Below are 18,155 nucleotides of genomic sequence, written 5' to 3'. Positions count from 1 at the left end.
ATCAAGGTCGATAAATTTTTTTCGTCAGCGGATCAGTTGAAGACCTGGTAGGTAGCGATGGCCACGACGAGCAGAATGAGCAGCGACGAAACGACGGAACCCGCGCGAACACCGCTCAAGACATGCGCTTCTGTGTCGTCCAGGAGACGGCTGTTAAGTGCGAAGCGCAGCGTCTGTATCGCTATCAGCGCCCCCCCCCCCGGCGATGAGGGCGATGCTCTCGTCGGGACCCAGATGACTGGATATTCGCTCCAGTTGCGCTTTGCGCAGGGCGTCGGTGGTTTCGGAAATCGCCAGCGTCCGAATGAACAGATTGAATTTTTCCGGCACGATGCCGAATGACATGATGGCGATTCCGGTGCGAACCCACGCGAGGAAGGTTCGCTCGTTGGCCGAATGATCGCTGTACGCCGGGACCATGATCATTCCCTCTCCTTGGCTGCCGACTGCTTTCTCATGGCGCTTGCCGTGGTGACGCTGAGTACTGCGGTCATGGCGCCCATTTCTGGTCCGACGCTCTCGTTCTCGTCTGGCTTTTCGGCCGGCAGCAGTGAGGGCGGTTCGTCGTACCCTCCGCGGCTGCTGTAGAAGACAAGTCCCATGAGGCCGAGACCGACAGCTAAGGAGAACAGGACCCCGAGCGCGAGCGCATCATACCCGGAAGCAGGAACGTCGGCTCCGCTTCCTGACGACCACCCGAGGACTGCGATCCACAGCGTGGCTGCAAGCAGCAGCAGGAGCACAATCAATATCGTCCAGCTGCCGGCTGTCATCGCTCCCGGGCTGGATCCGTCGTGCGAGTTGGTCTGGTTTTCCGGGGTCATTATTTTTTCTTCGGAGTTCGCGGGTGTCATGGCGCTAACCTCGTGAAGACGAAGTCGTGCTCTTTGACGTTAGCTTGGTGGCAGCCGAAGCAGGTCTCATGCTGAGCTCTGTCCACCGGCTGGCCGTCCACGAACCGGCCAAAGCCCCATCCTCCCGTGAAGGCGTATCTTTTCGAATCTTTGACCATGATCTGGACCGTCGTCGCATGGCCCGGCACGAACGCTCCACCAAACTCCGGGGAGGGCACTCGCTTCCAAGCGAGCTTGACCAATATCGCCCCGTCCGGAAATGGAAGCGTCCCCTCTCGATATGCCTTGACGGAGATTGCATTTCCGAGGATCGCGCGGAGTTCGTTGAAGCTGCCGTCTTCTTGCGAAGGCGCGATCATCTCCCATTGGCGATAATTTTCAGGGATCGTGACGCCGAAGATCGGAGAGCCCTCTCCGTCCGCGTGACCCGCCGTGGACGGCATCGCCACGGATGCTGCCAGCAGGAGAAAGCAGAGACTCCTTTTCATCGACTTCGGCCCTTCAAAACGTGAGGTCAATTTTCGCGAAACGCCGGACGGCCCGGGCGAGAAGCCCGGGCCGAGGCTTGTCACTGCACGGCAACTTTCCGCTTCGTTTCGGTACCGACCTTGCGCTTGAGGAAGTCGCGGATCAGCGGCACCACCTCGTCAGCCTTGTCTTCGAGCACGAAATGACCGGTGTCGATTAGATGAAACTCGACCTCGGGAAGGTCGCGCTTGTAAGGATACGCGCCGTCGGCAGGAAAGATCTTGTCGTTCTTGCCCCAGACAATGAGCGTTGGCGGTTGGTACTTGCGAAAGTAAGCCTGCACCGCGGGATAGAGCGGGACATTGGTGCGGTAGTCGTAGAAGAGGTCCATCTGGATCTCCGCATTGCCGGGACGGTCCAGCAAGGCCTGGTCGTGAATCCAGTTGTCCGGAGAGACGCGGCTGGTATCCGACACGCCGTCGGTGTACTGGAAGATCGTCGTCTCCGGCGAGACGAGGGAGTACAATGCCTTCCGATGGGCGTCCGAATGATCGGACCAGTAGGCCTTGATTGGATCCCAGAACTCCTTGAGGCCTTCGTTGTATGCGTTGCCGTTCTGTACGATCAGGCCACTGATCCGCTCGGGATGCTTGAGCGCCAGCCGCCAGCCGACGGGCGCGCCGTAGTCCATGACGTACATTGCGTACTTGGCGACGCCGAGTTGATCGAGCAGCCCGTCGACGAGCTCACCGTAGCGGTCGAACGTATAGTTGAACTTAGCGCGGTCCGGCGACTCGCTCTGTCCGTAGCCGGGGTAGTCAGGCGCGATGACATGGTAGCGATCGGCAAGCGCCGGCATCAGGTTGCGAAACATGTGGGAGGACGTCGGAAAGCCGTGCAGCAGGAGGAGCACCGGAGCGTCCTTTGGACCGGTTTCGCGGTAGAAGATCTTCACGCCGTCGACCTCTTTGGTCCGATAGTGCGTGACGCTGCTTGCGGACGCGATCGCAGGCGCCCCGCGAGCGGACTCCGCCGATTTCGCCTCGCGAGACATCGCACCGAGCGCGAGTGCCGCTCCCAAAAATAGGCACCCCGCCTTGAGTGGGGAGAACTTGTAGCTGGCCTTAAAGCTCTGCATTTTAACCTCCATGTTGTTAGCGTTGTGGAAGAGCGTCGATAGATTTCGCCAACCGACGGACTAGACTCCGTGGTAGACGAGCCGCGTGAAGAACCCTGGATCGATAAGAAACTGGCCGTAACGCTCGTCGTAAGCGGCCGTTGGCTTCGCCTCGACAACTTCGTCGCGGGACATTCCCTTCTTCTTGAGCCTAGCGACCGCGTCGCGGATCGCGACAAGCATGTCGCGCCATTCCTGCAGCTCGGCACGATTGCTGATGGGTCTGCCGTGGCCCGTGATGATGATCGTGTCCTTGGCCGCCGCCGCAAGATTGGCATCCGATGCGGCGATCATCCCGTCGATGCTGCCGCCGGTCGAATAATCGATGAATGGATAGATGCCGCTCCAGAAGGTATCGGCAACATGCATAACATTCGCTTCACCGAACGTGATGGAGATGTCGCTGTCGGTGTGCGCCGCGCCGTAATATTTCAATAAGATGGAGGCGCCGTTGAGCTTCAGGGTCTTCTCGGTCGCGAAGACTTCCGTTGGAACCCCGCCCTCTGGCAGCGGAAGAAAGTTGTAGTCCCAATCTTCGACACGCTGGAGCTCGGAGAGATGCTTGCGCGTGTTTTCGTGAGCAAGAATGACGGCGCCGCTCTCGTTCAACCAGGCATTCCCATCAGTGTGGTCGAAATGCCAATGCGAGTTGACCAAATGCGTGATTGGTTCGTCGCCGACGGCCGAGAGCGCCTTGGTCAATTGCGGTCGTGACACGCCGATCCCGGCGTCGATCAGCAATTTGCCATCCCGGCCGGTGAGCACGGCAATGTTCCCGCCGGATCCCTCGAGCACACTGATATTGCCGCGCACCTTGTGGATCGAGATCGGCGACGTCGCCGCGCTGTCCTTGATAAGGCTGACGATCCCCCGGGCCTCGGCAAACGCTTGCCGAGGCGTCAACCATCCGCCCGCTGCCATCGCGGCACCGCCCAAGCAACATAGGCAAAACCCGCGGCGCGACATCGTCGTCTGAGTTCGCTGTTCCATAGCCGTCCTCACTTCGCTATTCTCGGTGTCGAGTTTGCATTGACCTCAAGCCCCGATCTTTTGCGGCAGGAAGGTTACGCCCGCCGCTTCCTGATCGAGCGGTTCAGCCGCGGATGAAGGCAAGGAGATCGCTGTTGAGCTGATCCTTGTGCGTGGCGAAGAGCCCATGGGGCGCGCCTGGGTAGACCTTCAGAGTCGCCTCCTTGATGAGCTTCGAGGACAACAGCGCCGAGTCCGCGATGGGAACGATCTGATCGTCATCGCCATGCAGCACCAAGGTCGGGACATCGATCTTCTTGAGGTCGGCCGTGAGATCCGTTTCCGAGAAGGCCTTGATGCAGTCGTAGGCGCCCTTTTCTCCGGCTTGCATCGACCACAGCCAGAAACTGTCTTTGATGCCTCGCGACACCTTCGAATCGGAGCGGTTTGCACCGTAGAACGGAAGGCTAAGGTCCTGGTAATACTGCGATCGGTCCCCCTTCACTCCGGCGCGGATCTGGTCGAACACCTCGATTGGAAGTCCTCCAGGATTTGCCGGCGTCTTGAGCATCAATGGCGGAATAGCGGACACCAGCACGGCCTTGGCAACGCGCTCGGTCCCATGACGACCGATATATCGCGTCACTTCACCGCCTCCGGTCGAGTGGCCGACCATGACGGTCTGCTTGAGATCAAGCGCTTTCATGAGTTCGGCCAGATCATCGGCGTAGGTGTCGAGATTGTTGCCCTCCCACGATTGTCCCGAGCGGCCATGCCCCCGGCGGTCGTGAGCGATGCAGCGAAATCCGTGGGAAGCCAGGAAAAGCTTTTGATCGTCCCACGCATCCGCGTTGAGCGGCCATCCGTGCGAGAAGGTGATCGGTTGGCCCTTGCCCCAGTCCTTGTAGTAGATCGTCGTGCCGTCTTTGGTCGTAATCGTGCTCATTGTCTTGGTCCTCATTTGAGTAGCGTTGCGGGGGTGGTCGGCGCTCGGTCAGCTCACGTCCTTCATGAAACCGAGGAGATCGCTGTTGAACTGATCCTTATGTGTGAGCGTCAGCCCGTGCGGCGCGCCCGGATAGATCTTCAGGCTCGCCTTTCGGATCATCTTCGATGAGAGCAGAGCTGAATTGGCGATCGGAACGTTCTGATCGTCTTCGCCATGAACAATGAGCGTCGGAACGTCGAACCGCTGCAAGTCGGTCGTGAAGTCGGTCTCCGAGAAAGCCTTGATTCCCTCGTACGACGCGCGCAATCCGACCTGCATACAGCTCAGCCAGAACGCATCCCTGATCCCTTGCGAGACCTTTGATCCGGATCTGTTGGCTCCATAGAAGGGCCCGTCGCCGAGATCCCGGTAGAATTGTGCGCGGTCGGTGGCCACCGCCTTTCGGATGTTGTCAAACACCTCGATCGGAACGCCACCTGGATTGGCGGCTGTTTTCAACATCAGGGGCGGGATGGCAGATACCAGCACCACGTTCGCTATACGATTGGTTCCGAAGCGGCCGACGTAGCGTGCGATGTCGCCCCCGCCTGCCGAGTGGCCGACCAGAGTGACTTGCTCGAGGCGCAGCGTCTCGATGAGATCGGCCAGGTCGCTGGCGAAAGTGTCGTAGTCGTTTCCGTCCCACGGTTGACCCGATCGGCCATGTCCGCGGCGGTCGTACGCGATACAACGAAAACCATGCGAGGCCATGAAGAACATCTGGTCGTCCCATGCGTCCGCATTAAGCGGCCAGCCATGGCTGAAAACGATGGTAGGACCCTTGCCCCAATCCTTATAGAAGATCTCGGTGCCGTCTCTCGTCTTGATGGTGCGGCCCGCATGACGGTCCAGCGCGCTACTCTCTCGCGACCGAGCTGTGAGCGGCGCAGGTCCAAGCAACGCCAACGCCGACGCGCCTGCAATTCCTCCGATCAGGACGCTGCGACGGGATGCAAGTCTCGACCCGATCACTCTGCTCTTTGGATGTGTCATTTCAGATACTCCTGTTTGGCGCAGCTTCACGCGACTGGGACAAAGCGGTAAGCGTTGCCACGGGGTTCGACGAATCCCACTCCCGGATAGGTCCAGTGAAATCCCAAGAGTTTGGTCTTGTCGGTGGAAGCCCTATCGAGCAGCCGTCGTCGGCTCCTGACGGCTAATTCCGGAAAGCTGTCGTAACCGAAGTGCCAATCGGGATGCTCGACGGCGACGATCTCGCTGGTCGCTGCGTCGACTGCGATGATGAGGCCGCCGTCCCCGGCGATTTCGAACGAGAGGTGGCCCGGCGTGTGGCCGGCGGTGTCGATTGCCCTGATGCCGGCGATCACATCGTCACCTGGCTTGATCATTACCGTCCGGTTCCGCACCGCGCCCAGATCGCGTTGCGCGCCCCTGCCGAAGTCGTGGATCGCCTCCGGAGCTTTGCTAAAAAACTCCGGATCCATCCAGTAGTCCCATTCCGCAGCGCCAACGAAGTAGGTCGCGTTCGGAAACGTCAGCGAGCCGTCGCAGGCGAGAGTGGCGCCCGTGTGGTCCGGATGCGCATGGGTCACAACAACTTTCGTCACGGCGGCTGGATCGAAGCCGGCTGCCTGCAAATTTTGAAAGAACCTTCCGTCGGTCGCTTGATATTTGTCGCCACCACCGACATCGAACAGGATCAGCTCATCCCGATAGCGCAGCACGGGTATATTTGCCGGCGCGTGAACAGTGCGTCCCACAGTTTCCATGCGTGCGAGGACCTCGCTTCGCTGCCTCGGCGCGACCTCGGGAGTAAAAATCTCTTCTGGGATCTCAAGATATCCGTCGCTGATGATGCTGATCTCGAAGCCACGGTGCTCGAACGCAAAGTACGGCGCCGACGACGTCTCTGGGATAACTTCGCAAGGCGCCTTCGATCCTCGCAAAGATTCTGCTCCCTTAGAGCGATCGAGGTTTTGCACGGAAAGGCTCATCGACGATCTCCAACTCGCATTCTCGGTTGCTGCGATTGCGTGACCAACGATGCGAAGATGGTCCGACGTCCGTCGACGATCCATTACACGAAGGTGTCGGTGATACCTTCGGATTGGTGGATGTCGTTCGATTGCGAAAAACGAGAGCGGCGACGAAAACGCTTCGCCGATACCATCGTGCTATAGATTTGAGATCATTCGTGCGGCAGTTGTGACAGAGCGGGTCGATCGGCGTGGTATTTCCTCAACCGATCAACTGGAAGCCTTTTGAAGGAGGCAGCCTTGTCGGAGAATGCGATGTTCAGGGATTTGGAAATTAGCACCGCCAAGCAAAATCTTGCTTTGCCGCCGAACCACGACGAACTGATGCTCCTACGGGAGACCAATCATCGATTTGCCAACACTCTGACAGTCCTCGCCTTTGCACTTCGGCGCGAGTTCGCGAGTTCAATCTCGGCCGAGACGCGGCGCTCGTTCGAGCGATGCGAAGCAAGGATCGCGGCGTTCGGAATGCTGCACAGATCCCTCGTCGTCGGTGGCATGCAAGGGAAGATCTCGCTTTCAGACTACATGGAGCAATTGTGCAGGGCCTTGTCCGAGGCGCTGCTGAGGCCGATGGGCGTTAGGTGCGAGCTCATCTCGGCAGTAGGCGAGATGCCGGCCGGGCGTTGCGAGAGACTAGGGCTCGTTGTCGCCGAACTCGTGACGAATGCCGCCCGCCACGCGTTCGGCTGGCGAGACAGCGGCATGGTTCGCGTGAATATTTTCGAAGAGGGCACCTCCCTGGTGTGCATCGTTTCCGATGACGGACAGGGAATGCACATCGCCGCGGGAGGCACAGGCTCGAGGATTCTGAAACAACTGGTGCACGCGCTAGGCGGCGAAATGGTTGTCAGGTCCGGATTAAAGGGAACATCGGTCGTCGTGACGTGCAATTAATGGCAGTTTGAACATACGGCTTGGCGAGACCGTCTCGGGTCTCTTCCTCTCAACTCTCAGACGCAGCGGAGGCAACATGGACCACCAAAAGACGACCTCACCGACATCTGCAGACGATCGGACCGGCTCTAATAGGCTTGCCGGGAAAATCGCCCTGGTGACGGGCGGCAGCAGCGGTATCGGCCTAGCGACGGCGAAGTTGTTCGTCGCCGAAGGAGCATTCGTGTTCATCACAGGACGGCGCCAGGAGGAGCTCGACGTCGCGTCGGCCGCTCTCGGCCCCAATGCGATGGCGATCCAGGGGGACATCTCGAAGATCCCAGATATAGACCGCACCATCGAGATGATACGCTCCCAAAAGGGAAGGCTCGACATCCTTTTTGCTAACGCCGGCATCGGCGAGTTCGCACCGATCGGCTCCATCAGCGAGAGCCATTTCGACAAGACGTTCGGCGTCAACGTCAAGGGGACTCTCTTCACCGTCCAGAAGTCACTCACGTTGATGCCGGATGGCTCGTCGATCGTCCTTAACGCGTCTATCACCGGCGTTAAGGGGCTGCCGGCGTTCAGCGTGTATGCGGCGAGCAAGGCGGCACTGCGTGCGTTGGCGCGAGGCTGGATCGTGGACCTCAAGAAAAGACGAATCCGCGTGAATGTCGTTAGTCCGGGCACGGTGCCGACGCCCGGCTATGACGGTCTCGGACTGACGCCGCAAGAGATGCCAAACTTCATCAAGGCGGCAGCCGATGCGACACCTCTCGGCCGAGTCGGAACGCCGGAGGAGATTGCGAACGCCGTGCTCTTCCTAGCTTCGTCGGAAAGCAGCTACGTCAATGGCGTAGAGCTCTTTGTGGACGGAGGCTTTGCGCAGATCTGATGCATCGCCCGCAGGGTCGCCGGGAGTGACGACCGTCGATTCTGATGGTCGTCCGGTCCCTTGTTATTGGCAGACCCGGTCCCCATCGGAATGACCATCGGCTGCCACCAAGACCTGAGCTCAGGCTGATAACCGGGGGCCGCCCAAATGATCCAGGCAGCCGGACCGATGCTACGTAGCTCGTGTTCTCGTCCGCCGGAAAGGACGAGCGTTTCTCTCGACAATTGACTAATTCAGCGGACTTCTCTGCTGCAGCTTGGAGCCCATGATCACCAACTCGGCCAAGGATCGAGCTTTCATTTTCCGCATCATCTTGCCTCGATGAGCCTTAACGGTGATCTCACTGATGCCGAGTTCATAGCCCACTTGCTTGTTCATTGAGCCCTTTACCACCAGCGCCATAACTTCCTGCTCGCGGCGGCTGAGCGAGCGATGGCGCTCATGCAATTCGCGTAACTCCGCGTCGCCACCCATCGCGGAATGGCTGCGCGCGAGCGCCAGTTCGATCGCCCCGAACAGTTCGCCATGGCAGAAAGGCTTGGTCAGAAACTCCATCGCGCCGGCCTTCATCGCCTTAACGGTCATGGGCACGTCGCCGTGGCCCGTGATAAAGATGATAGGGATGCCGATCCCCTGGCTTACCAAGTGGTTCTGGAGCTCCAGTCCACTGAGCCCCGGAAGGCTTACATCCAGCACCAAGCAGCTCGGAACGAAGGTCTGCGGGCGAGAGAGAAACGCTTGTGCAGTGGCAAATGTCTCCGTTTCCCAGCCTCTCGCGCTGATCAGCCCTTCGAGAGAATCTCGAACCGACGGATCATCGTCGACGACGAACACCTTCGGGTTTAAGGGGGGAAATAAGGAGCCCGCATCGACCGCGCTCGATATCGCCATGTCTCTTCCCTATCAACGTTGATTCCGCTGACCAAGTAAGTGGTCCCTAGCTCATCAGGCCACAGATCGCGTGCCTTGGCTTTTCAAAAGACACGATGTTCAACGGGCTTGTGGGGCAACGATCTGGATCGTGGTATTATGTGCCGTCGAAGGCGCCGGAGCAACAAACATCAATGCCGGCTTTGCCACCGATACCATGGTGCCATAGAGCCGGCTTCCGTCTCTTGATACTCCTTCCGCGAGGTTGTCATTGGCCGTCGCAGGAAGGCTCGCCATGCAGTTCCGCTGCCAGAAGGGTTGTGCCGAGACGGTCAACCACGCGGAATTAGAGGGGGCGCTACTGAGTGATCTTCCCGGCTATGTACTTCATATCATTGACAAAGACGACGATTTCACGCTGCTGAGGGGACGACGGTCTTCGGATGAGCGCCCAGTCCTCGTTCTGAGGCCGCGTAGCGCGACGCCGAGCACCGAAATATTAAAGCGGCTCGAAAACCAATTTGCGATTGCTAGTGACCTCGATTCGGCTTGGGCGGTGTGTCCGATCGAGTTGGTTCGGGGCGAAAAAGGTCCGGCGCTCATACTCGACGACCCCGGTGGCATGCCGCTCGACGAACGTCTTGGCGAAGCTCTCGAACTCTCTGCTTTTCTCCGGCTTTCTGTGAACTTGGCGGAAGCGCTTCGGCAGATACACCTGGCTGGCATTATCCATAAAGACATCAATCCTACCAACTTGTTGGTGGACGAAAAAGATATCGTTCGCGTCATGGGTTTTGGCATCGCATCGCGCTTGACGCGGGAGCGACGTGTAGCCTCTTCGGTCGATAGCATTGCGGGCACGTTGGCTTACATAGCGCCTGAACAGACCGGTCGAATGAACCGGTCGGTAGATATCCGCAGCGACCTCTACTCTATGGGCGTCACCCTCTACGAGATGCTCACCGGACGCCTACCGTTCGAGGCAGCTGATGCCGTTGAATGGATCCACTGTCACATCGCCCGACAGCCGCTCCGACCTGAGGTGCAAATCGATGGCGTACCCGCCCCCGTCGGCGACCTCATCATGAAGCTACTCGCCAAGAATGCCGAGGACCGCTACCAGACCGCTTCCGGTGTTCTGGCCGACCTTCGACGTTGCCAAGCGGATTGGCAGTCCCACCAGAGGGTCGACGCCTTTTCTCCGGGCGAGAACGACGGTTTGGATCGTCTGTTCATTCCTGAACGGCTTTACGGCCGACAATCCGATGTAGATGCACTAATCAATGCCTTCGAAAGAGTCGCCGAGGGCGGCTCGACCGAAATGGTCCTGGTGTCAGGCGGCCCAGGCGTCGGCAAGTCGTCGGCCGTGAACGAGCTTCACAGAGCCATCGCTACCCGCCGAGGATTGTTCGCGCGGGTCAAGTTTGACCAGTACAAGCGCGATATTCCATACGGCGCTCTGACGCAAGCGCTGCGGGATTTGGTCCAAGCCGTGCTGGGTGAGAACGACGACGAATTAGCGCGCTGGCGGAGCCGCCTCATGGAGGCTCTCGGCCAAAATGCTCAATCCATCATCCGTCTGGTTCCACAGCTCGAGCTGATCATCGGTAAACAGCCGCAGGCCTCGGATTTGTCGCCCGACGATGCACGGCTCCGGTTTCAGACATTGGTCGGCCGGTTCATCGGCGCTTTCGCGCGGTCCGATCATCCTCTCGTCATCTTTTTCGATGACCTCCATTGGAGCGATCCGGACACCCTCGACCTGCTCAGGATTCTCTGCTCGCGAAACGAATTGGGGCACCTGCTTCTCGTGGGAGCCTATCGGGACAATGAAGTAGGCTCCGACCATCACCTGACGGCAACTCTCGCAGATATCGAGGAATCGAAGGTCCCGATTCGCCGTCTCTGGTTGGCAAATCTCGCGCTCGGAGACCTCACTGCGTTGATTGCCGGCGCACTGCGGTGTGGTCCGCAGCGCGCACGGCCGTTGGCTCAGCTGGTGCACGCGAAGACCGGCGGCAATCCCTTCTTTGTGATCCAGTTCCTCACCTCGCTGGAGCACGATGGATTCCTTGAATTCTCGGCCGAAAAAGCGGGGTGGACATGGGACATAGGGCAAATCGCACGCAAAAGGTTTACCGACAACGCCGTCGACCTCATGGTCGGAAGATTAAACAGGTTGCCCGGTCACGTGCAGAAAGCCTTGAGGCATTTGGCCTGCATCGGCAACGGTGCGCGTGCAGATACCCTTTCTGCGTTGTACCAAGATACGCGTGGAGTGCTGGAGGCAGCGCTTTGGGAAGCAGTGCGACTCGAGTTCGTGTCGGTGGTGGCCGAAAAATATTCTTTCGTCCACGATCGGATTCAAGAAGCGGCCTATTCGTCAATTCCGGAAGCGGAGCGCGCCCATCAGCATCTCCGGACGGCGAGAGTGCTCGCTCGAGCGCTTTCCCAGCAAGAGGTGGACGAGAAGATCTTCGATCTCGTGGAGCAGTACAATCGTTCCGCACATCTCATCGAATCGTCCTCGGAGCGCGAGCAGGTCGCCCGCTTCAATCTGACCGCCGGCATTCGTGCCAAGGCATCCACGGCGTATGCGGCGGCCTTGCAATATTTCACTGCGGGCGCCATGGCGCTTCAGTCTGTCGAAATAGGGCCGGCAAATCACAGCTTGAACTTCGAGCTCGAATTGAACCGCGCGGAATGCGAAATCCTGACCGGCGATCACGAGGCGGCGGCGACGCGACTGGACCGCCTAGCGGGCGTGGCGCGATCCGCGACCGATCGATCGGCGGTCGCTCGGTTGCGCATGATCTTGTATACCACAATCGACAGGATCGACCGCGCCATAGCCGTCGGTCTCGAATACCTGCGACACGCCGGGATAGGATGGTCTCCGCATCCCTCAGACGAGGAAGTGGACCGGGACCTTTCGAGCATGTGGCGTCTGCTCGGCGAGCGGAGGATCGAGGAGATGATTGATCTCCCATTGCTGCAGGACGCCGAACTGCTTGCGACCATCGACGTGCTCGCGGACTTTCTCGCGCCAGCCTCTTTCACGGACAACAACCTTTTCTATCTGTCGGTCATTCGCATGACCAATCTCAGTCTGGCGCACGGCAATTGCGGCGCTTCGGCTTGCGCCTATGCTCTTCTCAGCATCGTGCTGGGATTGCGTCAGGACGACTATGAAGCGGCATTCAGATTCGGCCAGCTCGGCTGCGATCTCGTGGATAAGCGCGGTTTGGACCGCTTCAAGGCCAAAGTGCACACCTTCTTCGGAGCTCTCGTGCTTCCTTGGGCACGGCCTTATTCGTCGAGCCGAGAGGTGCTCAGGCGCGCCATCGAAGAGGCTTCGGCATCGGGCGACCTGACGTACGCTGCCTACAGCGTCAGAAGCCTAGTGGCCAATCTGTTGGTTTCAGGTGTCCCCCTTGCGGAGGTCGAATGGGAGCTCGAAACGGCTCTGTCGTCGATGCGGGGTGCAAAGTTCGGACTTGCGATCGACTCTCTGGTCGCCCAGTTGCTCCTCGTTCGTTCGCTTCGAGGTGAACGTACAGACGTTGGTCTGTTTCCGGAGGCCGACGGCAGCGAACTCGCGTTCGAGCGGCGCCTCATGCAGGCCGGCGCCCATTCCGCCGTAGGAGCGGCCAGATATCACATCTGCAAGCTGCAGCAGCACTTCATGGCGGGAGAAATGTCGGAAGCTCTTGCAGCGGCGCGGAACGCTCAAGGCCTTGTCTGGTCGACCGAGCACTTTCTGGAGATCGGCGAGTACCATTTCTACAGCGCCCTGACCCTGACTGCAGCCTACGAGGGAATTCCGCTGTCAGAGCGCCAAGATTACATCGAGGCGATCGAGACTCATCGGACGCGGATCGCAAGGTGGTCGAAAGGGTGCCAGGAAAACCAAGCACACCGCGAGGCGTTGTTGGCGGCCGAAATTGCGCGCCTTCGTGGAAAAGCGAGTGAAGCGATAAAGTTGTACGAGGTCGCCATCCAGTCGGCTCATGAGAACGGCTTCGTTCAGCACGAGGCGATCGCCGCCGAACTAGCCGGTAAATTCTATCGGGCCTTGGGAGCCGACACCGCGGCGCTGGGATATTTGAGGAGGGCCCTCGCCGGCTACAAACAGTGGGGCGCAATGCCGAAGGTCAGGCAGCTCGAAGAGCTCGATCCGGACGCGACAAAGCGAGGATGTGCTGAGGAGGCGCGAGCCGAGCACACGCCGGAGCATCTGGATTTCACGGCGATCATGAAGACGTCGCTCGCGGTATCCGGCGAGATCGTCCTCGATCGCCTGATCGAGCGGATTATGGCAATTGCTCTTGAACATGCCGGAGCCGACCGCGGGCTGCTGATACTGTCGGGCAGCCAGGATGCCCGCATCGAGGCCGAGGCGCGAGTTATGGGCGGGGTCGTAAGGGTAGAGCTTCAGCACGAGACTTCCTCTCCGAACGAACTTTGCCAGTCGATCCTGCGATATGTCCTGAGGACCCAACAAACTGTTCTATTGGACGATGCCATGGAGGGTCAATTCGCCACCGATGCCTACATCCGCAGCCAGCGCATCCGCTCGTTGATGTGCCTACCCCTGACGAAACAATCGAGCCTGATCGGGGCGCTCTATCTGGAAAACCGCCTGACAACGCACGCGTTCACGCCGGAGCGCACCGCGGTACTTCGCGCATTGGCCTCGCAGGCAGCCAACGCACTCGAGAACGCCCGCTTGTATGCCGATCTCAAGACGACCCAAGACCGTCTCCAGGCATCTCACGATGAGATGCAGATGCTGGTCTCGGTGGTCGAGAACAGCAGCGACTTCATAGGCTATCTGCCGACAAAGGGGCGTGACGGCTACATCAACGCAGGTGGAAGGCGCATGGTGGGTATCGAGCTGGACGCGGATGTCTCCCGAGTTCAGATCAGCGACCTGAGGCCGGCGGAAGAAGACGACAGATATTTGAGGGAGATTCTCCCCGCCCTGGAGCGAGACGGCCGGTGGACCGGAGAGCGAAATCTGAGACATTTCAAGACGAATGAGCCGATCCCCGTATTGCAAAATCTCTTCTATATCATCGACAGTACAACCGGAGAAAGAAGAGGCACAGCATCGATTTGCAAGGATCTGACGGAGCAACGACGGACGGATGAAGCCTTGCGCAAGGCCCAAGCCGATCTGGAGAACATCGCACGGCGCATGACTATGGGCGAGTTCGCAGCTTCCGTCGCGCACGAGCTTAATCAACCCTTGATGGCGATCGTCGCGAGCGGAGAAACCTGCATGCTTCGTCTCGAGAAGAGCCCTCCGGAGGTCGAAAAGGCGCGAGCAGCCGCACAGCGAGTAATAAGAGATGGCCATCGTGCAAGCGAGGTGATCAAGAGCATTCGTGCGTTGCTCAAGAAAGCTCCTTCGGAAAGCCTGGAGTTCGAGCCGAACGTAGCTATTCGCGAGGTCATTGACTTAACGCAAGCCAGAATCCGCAAAGAAGGCATACTTTTGGATGTCGATCTTCAAGGGATGGTCAGCGTGTTGGGCGACCGCGGCCAGTTCCAGCAAGTCGTGCTCAATCTCGTCGCCAATGCGATTGACGCCATGGCTGATGTCATTGATCAAAAAAGACTGTTGCGAATCGAAACGCGAGAAATCGCAGGATGCTTGGCGATCGGTGTTGAGGATTCGGGTCGAGGCATTGATCCAGGTAGCTCGAGCAAAATCTACGACGCTTTCTTCACTACCAAGCCTGAAGGTATGGGGATGGGCCTGGCAATCAGTCGGTCGATTGTCGAGAAACATGGAGGACGTCTGTGGGCCGAGCCGAGGCAACCCAGCGGCACGAAGTTTACTTTTGAAATCCCGGTGGCGGCAAGTCTCGCGTCTGTCGATCCTTCTGCGGTCTAACCGCGTCGCGTATGGAAGTAGAAGATGGCGCGCCCGACGGCATGCCGGAGTTTGAAGGAAAGCCTCGTGACCGAGTCAGCTTTGATTTCGTGTGTGGATGACGACCCAACGGTTCTGGAAGCATTGGAGGATCTCCTCGACGCTTTGGGTTTCGAGGTCGACGGCTATCCATCAGCAGAAGAGTTCCTCTCTCGCGGCCGGCTAGAAGCGACGACCTGTTTGATTACAGACGTTCGGTTGGGTGGCATGTCCGGCCTTGAGTTACAGCACCGCCTGGCCGCTGCGAGCCACAACATTCCAACTATCGTCATTTCGGCGTTCGCGGATGATCAGACGCGGACGCGAGCTTTCAATGCGGGCGCCATTTGCGTGCTTGCCAAGCCGGTCAGCCGAGAAAATCTAATCAGTTGCATTCGCCTCGCTCTGCATCCTACGTGATGCAACCCATATCATCCGCCATCCAAGGTTCGCCTCCGCAAACACTGAGATTTGTGTTTAAAGGGGGCTGTGGCGGAGAGAGTGGGTTCGGATAGGCGGGCACCCGGACCTCGACAGCGTTCGGGCATAGCGAGCTTCGTCTTAGTCCCCGGGGCTATCCTTCAAGATATAACCCATCAGGTCGTCCACGTTATGCTCTAAATCCCGGATGATGTTCTTGACGACATCTCCGATCGAGATCACCCCGACGACATTGCCTGCATCCAGCACTGGCAGATGACGGAAACTACGCTGAGCCATCATTGCCATACAGTCCGCCAGTTGGTCGTCCGGTTTGACCGTCACGGGCTTGACCGTCATCACTTGGCGTACCGGCGTTTGCTTTGCGTCGAGCCCGGGTAGCAGCACTTTGATGGCGCAGTCACCCTGAGTCACGATTCCAACCAGCAGGTCGTTGTCGATGACGAGCACCGATCGGACCCCGGTTGTCGCGCATCTGCCGTAAGGCTTCGACGACCATATCGCCCGAACGAACATGGATTAGGGCGCCACTCTTCTGAGCCAAGGCGTTTTTTACCGTGCTCATCGATGTTCTCCAGGTGAGTCCTGTCTGCACCGTCACGATGGTTCACTTGAAAGATACTCGAAATTCCTTGCAATGTTAGGTCTGATCAGATTGCGAGCGAAAGTCGCGGGACATTGCCATGGGTTGTTTTCACCAGTGTCTACTACCGGGTATACCCTTGAAGGGACCGACGATGTCAGACGTAATCCAACCGCCGTAGAAATCACCAGGCTGCGCCCTTACTAGCTCGCCGCCGACTTTGCACTGGTCCATCTTCGATGCGTAAAACGCATAGAAGCCGGAGATGGCTGAGTACGGCTCCGTCGGGTTGGGATAGCACCAGGCCGCCTTATCGGCAATTTTGCCATCGACTTCGACGGTCCAGTACAAGGCAAGACCCTTGAACTCACACCAGGACCGTCCTTCCGCGCTCGCCAGAGTTATCACCTCGACATCGGCGAGCGGGAAATAATACACCGGAGGGTGGCTCGTCTCCAAAACTCGATAACCGCGCGTGGTGATTGCGATAGTCTTCCCATTGAAGATGACTTCGAGCTGTTGCGAGACCGGCTCTAGTCGAGGAGGACGGGGATAATCCCATACGGATTCCATGGCGTTAGCTCCATCGAGACTCGCACTCTCAAGACAACGATGCCGCTATGATTTTGGATCAGTATTTTGTCATTCGCGGCTGTCGGGAGTGATCCGAGGGGCTCTTTCGGGCGTTTAAACACTCCTGAGGAGTTAGGTCATGGCCGACGAGATGGGAGCCAGCCATCAGCCTTCGTTTAGCGAACTGACGGCTGCACTGCAAAGATTAGAGGTCGATCTTCAAACGATAGAGCAGGCAGTGAGTAGCCTAGTTCACAACGAGCTCCATGCGCTCGCAAAGTCAGCCATTGATGAATATCGCTCTATTATAACCGCTTTGCGCGATCTCAAGCTAAGGTAGCGGGATCCGCGCGTTGGGCAACATTGCGGTTTGAGGGGGGCGAGCGTTCCCGGCCGGCCATCACTACACTGGCCGGTCTTTAATCCGGCGCCCGAGAGCGGCGGGGCGTCTATGCGCGCCGGAGCTCGACTAAGTGGGGAAAATGCCAACTATGCGGGCGGCTCTGACCCAGATCGCGCATTGAGAAGCGGCCTGTCTGGCGCAGTTCGGCACGGCATCGCCCAGGCTCATACCTGCCCCAATCTTCGCAGCTGCCGCAAATCACATTGCGCAGCGCCGAGGTCGACTTCCTGACTATCGGCCAATATCCGCAGCCAACGCGCAAACATCACGCCGTGATGAAATTTGTATCCCCTGAAGAATTCGGGGCGTACGAAAGGGTCGCCTACGCCAAGGGATTCCTGCTGGTTTCAACGACGCCGTTGACGCGTTCGTCGCATCATGCCGGCGAAGATTTTCAGAGGCTGCGAGCGCGCCGACAGGGACGTACGTCGACCGAACCGAGGCCAGGCCGACGTGCGACTTTACACCCTGAGCCACACGATGCTCGATCGATTCGCGAGCGGAGAATACCTGCTGACCTACAACCTGATCGCCGCAAGTCCATCCGACTCGAGATCTCTCGCCATGCTTGAACCGCCCCGGGTTTGCCGGAGGCTCCAACTCCTGAGAGGATGAAGCCATGACAAGCAAGACGAGCAGGCGCGCCACTTCCTCTGGGCTCAGCACCACCGGCAGCTTGCGCGGCTCGTGAATGACGTGGGTGTGCTCGACGATCTCGTGGCGCTTGAGCGTGACCTTGAAGAAGAACCGCAGCGTCGAGACGGTCTGGTTGATGGTCGCTACACCGGCGCCGCTCGATGCCAGATGAAGTTGATAGCGCCGCACGTCCTCCAAGCTCGTCGTATCCGGCGATCGCCCGAGGAACACCGCGAAGTTCTTGACCCTCTGCACGTAGTCATGTTGGGTCTTCGGCGCAAACTTGCGGATCGTCATGTCTTCGATCATGCGCCGCCGCAACGGGCTCGTGGCCTCGTCGGTCATGGGGATGCTCCTGTCTTGGGTGAAGGTTGCGAACCCCTCATCTCAAGACAGGACGCCTCGTTGCGCTATCCTCTCAGCCGTGCTGCCGGCCGTCGTGCCCTACGGCGCGAGCAGTTTAGTCCTATGGCCCGTTGCAGACTTGGGTAACCGAGCAATG

The 18,155-nt window shown here is 58.8% G+C and carries 16 protein-coding genes and 2 pseudogenes; 6 read left to right on the top strand and 12 right to left on the bottom strand.

Features of this window, described 5'->3' with window-relative positions; genetic code table 11:
* Positions 1-153: 153 nt before the first annotated feature.
* The 8 genes from XH90_RS09985 to XH90_RS09950 form a co-directional block, all read right to left on the bottom strand.
* Positions 154-426, bottom strand: a complete 273-nt coding sequence (locus tag XH90_RS09985; RefSeq protein WP_210348720.1) for a YidH family protein — start codon at positions 424-426, stop codon at positions 154-156.
* Complete coding sequence (locus XH90_RS38880) at positions 423-854, bottom strand: hypothetical protein (protein ID WP_246755752.1); 432 nt, start codon at positions 852-854, stop codon at positions 423-425. The genes XH90_RS09985 and XH90_RS38880 overlap by 4 nt, the downstream gene beginning before the upstream one ends.
* Positions 851-1,297: a cytochrome P460 family protein gene (locus tag XH90_RS09975; protein WP_246755859.1), complete on the bottom strand. Its 447-nt coding sequence runs from the start codon at positions 1,295-1,297 to the stop codon at positions 851-853. The genes XH90_RS38880 and XH90_RS09975 overlap by 4 nt, the downstream gene beginning before the upstream one ends.
* A gap of 125 nt (positions 1,298-1,422) precedes the next feature.
* Entirely contained in the window at positions 1,423-2,460 is a 1,038-nt protein-coding gene (locus XH90_RS09970) for an alpha/beta fold hydrolase (RefSeq protein WP_194480895.1), read from the bottom strand.
* Between the two features lie 60 nt (positions 2,461-2,520).
* Positions 2,521-3,489 carry an MBL fold metallo-hydrolase gene (locus tag XH90_RS09965; protein ID WP_194480893.1) on the bottom strand — a complete coding sequence of 323 codons (969 nt, stop codon included), beginning with the start codon at positions 3,487-3,489 and terminating at the stop codon, positions 2,521-2,523.
* Positions 3,490-3,592: 103 nt separating this feature from the next.
* A complete protein-coding gene (locus tag XH90_RS09960) occupies positions 3,593-4,429 on the bottom strand; it encodes an alpha/beta fold hydrolase (protein WP_371748335.1) in 837 nt (278 codons plus the stop codon).
* Between the two features lie 33 nt (positions 4,430-4,462).
* Entirely contained in the window at positions 4,463-5,449 is a 987-nt protein-coding gene (locus XH90_RS09955) for an alpha/beta fold hydrolase (protein ID WP_194480890.1), read from the bottom strand.
* A 26-nt stretch (positions 5,450-5,475) separates the two neighbouring features.
* On the bottom strand, positions 5,476-6,411 hold the full coding sequence (locus XH90_RS09950; RefSeq protein ID WP_194480888.1) for an MBL fold metallo-hydrolase: 936 nt from the start codon (positions 6,409-6,411) through the stop codon (positions 5,476-5,478).
* A gap of 282 nt (positions 6,412-6,693) precedes the next feature.
* On the opposite strand from XH90_RS09950, the gene XH90_RS09945 reads away from it, so the two are divergent.
* Together XH90_RS09945 and XH90_RS09940 are read left to right on the top strand one after the other, a co-directional pair.
* Positions 6,694-7,350 (top strand): sensor histidine kinase, encoded by a 657-nt coding sequence (locus XH90_RS09945; protein ID WP_194480886.1) that lies wholly within the window; start codon positions 6,694-6,696, stop codon positions 7,348-7,350.
* A gap of 76 nt (positions 7,351-7,426) precedes the next feature.
* A complete protein-coding gene (locus XH90_RS09940) occupies positions 7,427-8,227 on the top strand; it encodes an SDR family oxidoreductase (RefSeq protein ID WP_194480884.1) in 801 nt (266 codons plus the stop codon).
* 228 nt (positions 8,228-8,455) lie between these two features.
* Here the strand turns inward: XH90_RS09940 and XH90_RS09935 are convergent, their stop codons facing one another.
* Positions 8,456-9,118, bottom strand: coding sequence for a response regulator transcription factor (locus XH90_RS09935; protein ID WP_194480883.1), 663 nt, complete (start codon positions 9,116-9,118; stop codon positions 8,456-8,458).
* Between the two features lie 274 nt (positions 9,119-9,392).
* Here XH90_RS09935 and XH90_RS09930 point away from each other — a divergent pair, with 274 nt between their 5' ends.
* Positions 9,393-14,999 carry an AAA family ATPase gene (locus XH90_RS09930; RefSeq protein WP_194480882.1) on the top strand — a complete coding sequence of 1,869 codons (5,607 nt, stop codon included), beginning with the start codon at positions 9,393-9,395 and terminating at the stop codon, positions 14,997-14,999.
* Between the two features lie 24 nt (positions 15,000-15,023).
* A complete protein-coding gene (locus XH90_RS09925) occupies positions 15,024-15,437 on the top strand; it encodes a response regulator transcription factor (protein ID WP_194480880.1) in 414 nt (137 codons plus the stop codon).
* Positions 15,438-15,578: 141 nt separating this feature from the next.
* Here the strand turns inward: XH90_RS09925 and XH90_RS09920 are convergent, their stop codons facing one another.
* Positions 15,579-15,908: a CBS domain-containing protein gene (locus XH90_RS09920; protein WP_246755751.1), complete on the bottom strand. Its 330-nt coding sequence runs from the start codon at positions 15,906-15,908 to the stop codon at positions 15,579-15,581.
* A gap of 244 nt (positions 15,909-16,152) precedes the next feature.
* The gene (locus tag XH90_RS09915; RefSeq protein ID WP_194480878.1) at positions 16,153-16,614 is read right to left on the bottom strand and encodes a DUF427 domain-containing protein; all 462 of its coding nucleotides are present in this window, start codon (positions 16,612-16,614) and stop codon (positions 16,153-16,155) included.
* Between the two features lie 139 nt (positions 16,615-16,753).
* Between XH90_RS09915 and XH90_RS09910 the strand changes: the two genes are divergently transcribed.
* Both XH90_RS09910 and XH90_RS38875 read left to right on the top strand, forming a co-directional pair.
* Complete coding sequence (locus XH90_RS09910) at positions 16,754-16,954, top strand: hypothetical protein (protein ID WP_194480876.1); 201 nt, start codon at positions 16,754-16,756, stop codon at positions 16,952-16,954.
* A 266-nt stretch (positions 16,955-17,220) separates the two neighbouring features.
* Positions 17,221-17,589 (top strand): annotated as a pseudogene (locus XH90_RS38875) (hypothetical protein); the annotation flags it as partial.
* A 160-nt stretch (positions 17,590-17,749) separates the two neighbouring features.
* Here the strand turns inward: XH90_RS38875 and XH90_RS38870 are convergent.
* Positions 17,750-17,962: pseudogene (locus tag XH90_RS38870) on the bottom strand (phage integrase N-terminal SAM-like domain-containing protein); the annotation flags it as partial.
* Positions 17,963-18,155 lie beyond the last annotated feature (193 nt).

Source organism: Bradyrhizobium sp. CCBAU 53338 (assembly GCF_015291665.1).
Taxonomy (GTDB): Bacteria; Pseudomonadota; Alphaproteobacteria; order Rhizobiales; family Xanthobacteraceae; genus Bradyrhizobium.
This window is presented reverse-complemented; position numbering and strand designations above follow the sequence as displayed.

Coding starts and splice junctions, on each gene's coding strand:
- XH90_RS09950 (WP_194480888.1), bottom strand. CDS start 6,411: ATGAGCCTTTCCGTGCAAAACCTCGATCGCTCTAAGGGAGCAGAATCT.
- XH90_RS09985 (WP_210348720.1), bottom strand. CDS start 426: ATGATCATGGTCCCGGCGTACAGCGATCATTCGGCCAACGAGCGAACC.
- XH90_RS09955 (WP_194480890.1), bottom strand. CDS start 5,449: ATGACACATCCAAAGAGCAGAGTGATCGGGTCGAGACTTGCATCCCGT.
- XH90_RS09960 (WP_371748335.1), bottom strand. CDS start 4,429: ATGAGGACCAAGACAATGAGCACGATTACGACCAAAGACGGCACGACG.
- XH90_RS09965 (WP_194480893.1), bottom strand. CDS start 3,489: ATGGAACAGCGAACTCAGACGACGATGTCGCGCCGCGGGTTTTGCCTA.
- XH90_RS09925 (WP_194480880.1), top strand. CDS start 15,024: ATGGCGCGCCCGACGGCATGCCGGAGTTTGAAGGAAAGCCTCGTGACC.
- XH90_RS09910 (WP_194480876.1), top strand. CDS start 16,754: ATGGCCGACGAGATGGGAGCCAGCCATCAGCCTTCGTTTAGCGAACTG.
- XH90_RS09940 (WP_194480884.1), top strand. CDS start 7,427: ATGGACCACCAAAAGACGACCTCACCGACATCTGCAGACGATCGGACC.
- XH90_RS09975 (WP_246755859.1), bottom strand. CDS start 1,297: ATGCCGTCCACGGCGGGTCACGCGGACGGAGAGGGCTCTCCGATCTTC.
- XH90_RS09970 (WP_194480895.1), bottom strand. CDS start 2,460: ATGCAGAGCTTTAAGGCCAGCTACAAGTTCTCCCCACTCAAGGCGGGG.
- XH90_RS09915 (WP_194480878.1), bottom strand. CDS start 16,614: ATGGAATCCGTATGGGATTATCCCCGTCCTCCTCGACTAGAGCCGGTC.
- XH90_RS09930 (WP_194480882.1), top strand. CDS start 9,393: ATGCAGTTCCGCTGCCAGAAGGGTTGTGCCGAGACGGTCAACCACGCG.
- XH90_RS09935 (WP_194480883.1), bottom strand. CDS start 9,118: ATGGCGATATCGAGCGCGGTCGATGCGGGCTCCTTATTTCCCCCCTTA.
- XH90_RS38880 (WP_246755752.1), bottom strand. CDS start 854: ATGACACCCGCGAACTCCGAAGAAAAAATAATGACCCCGGAAAACCAG.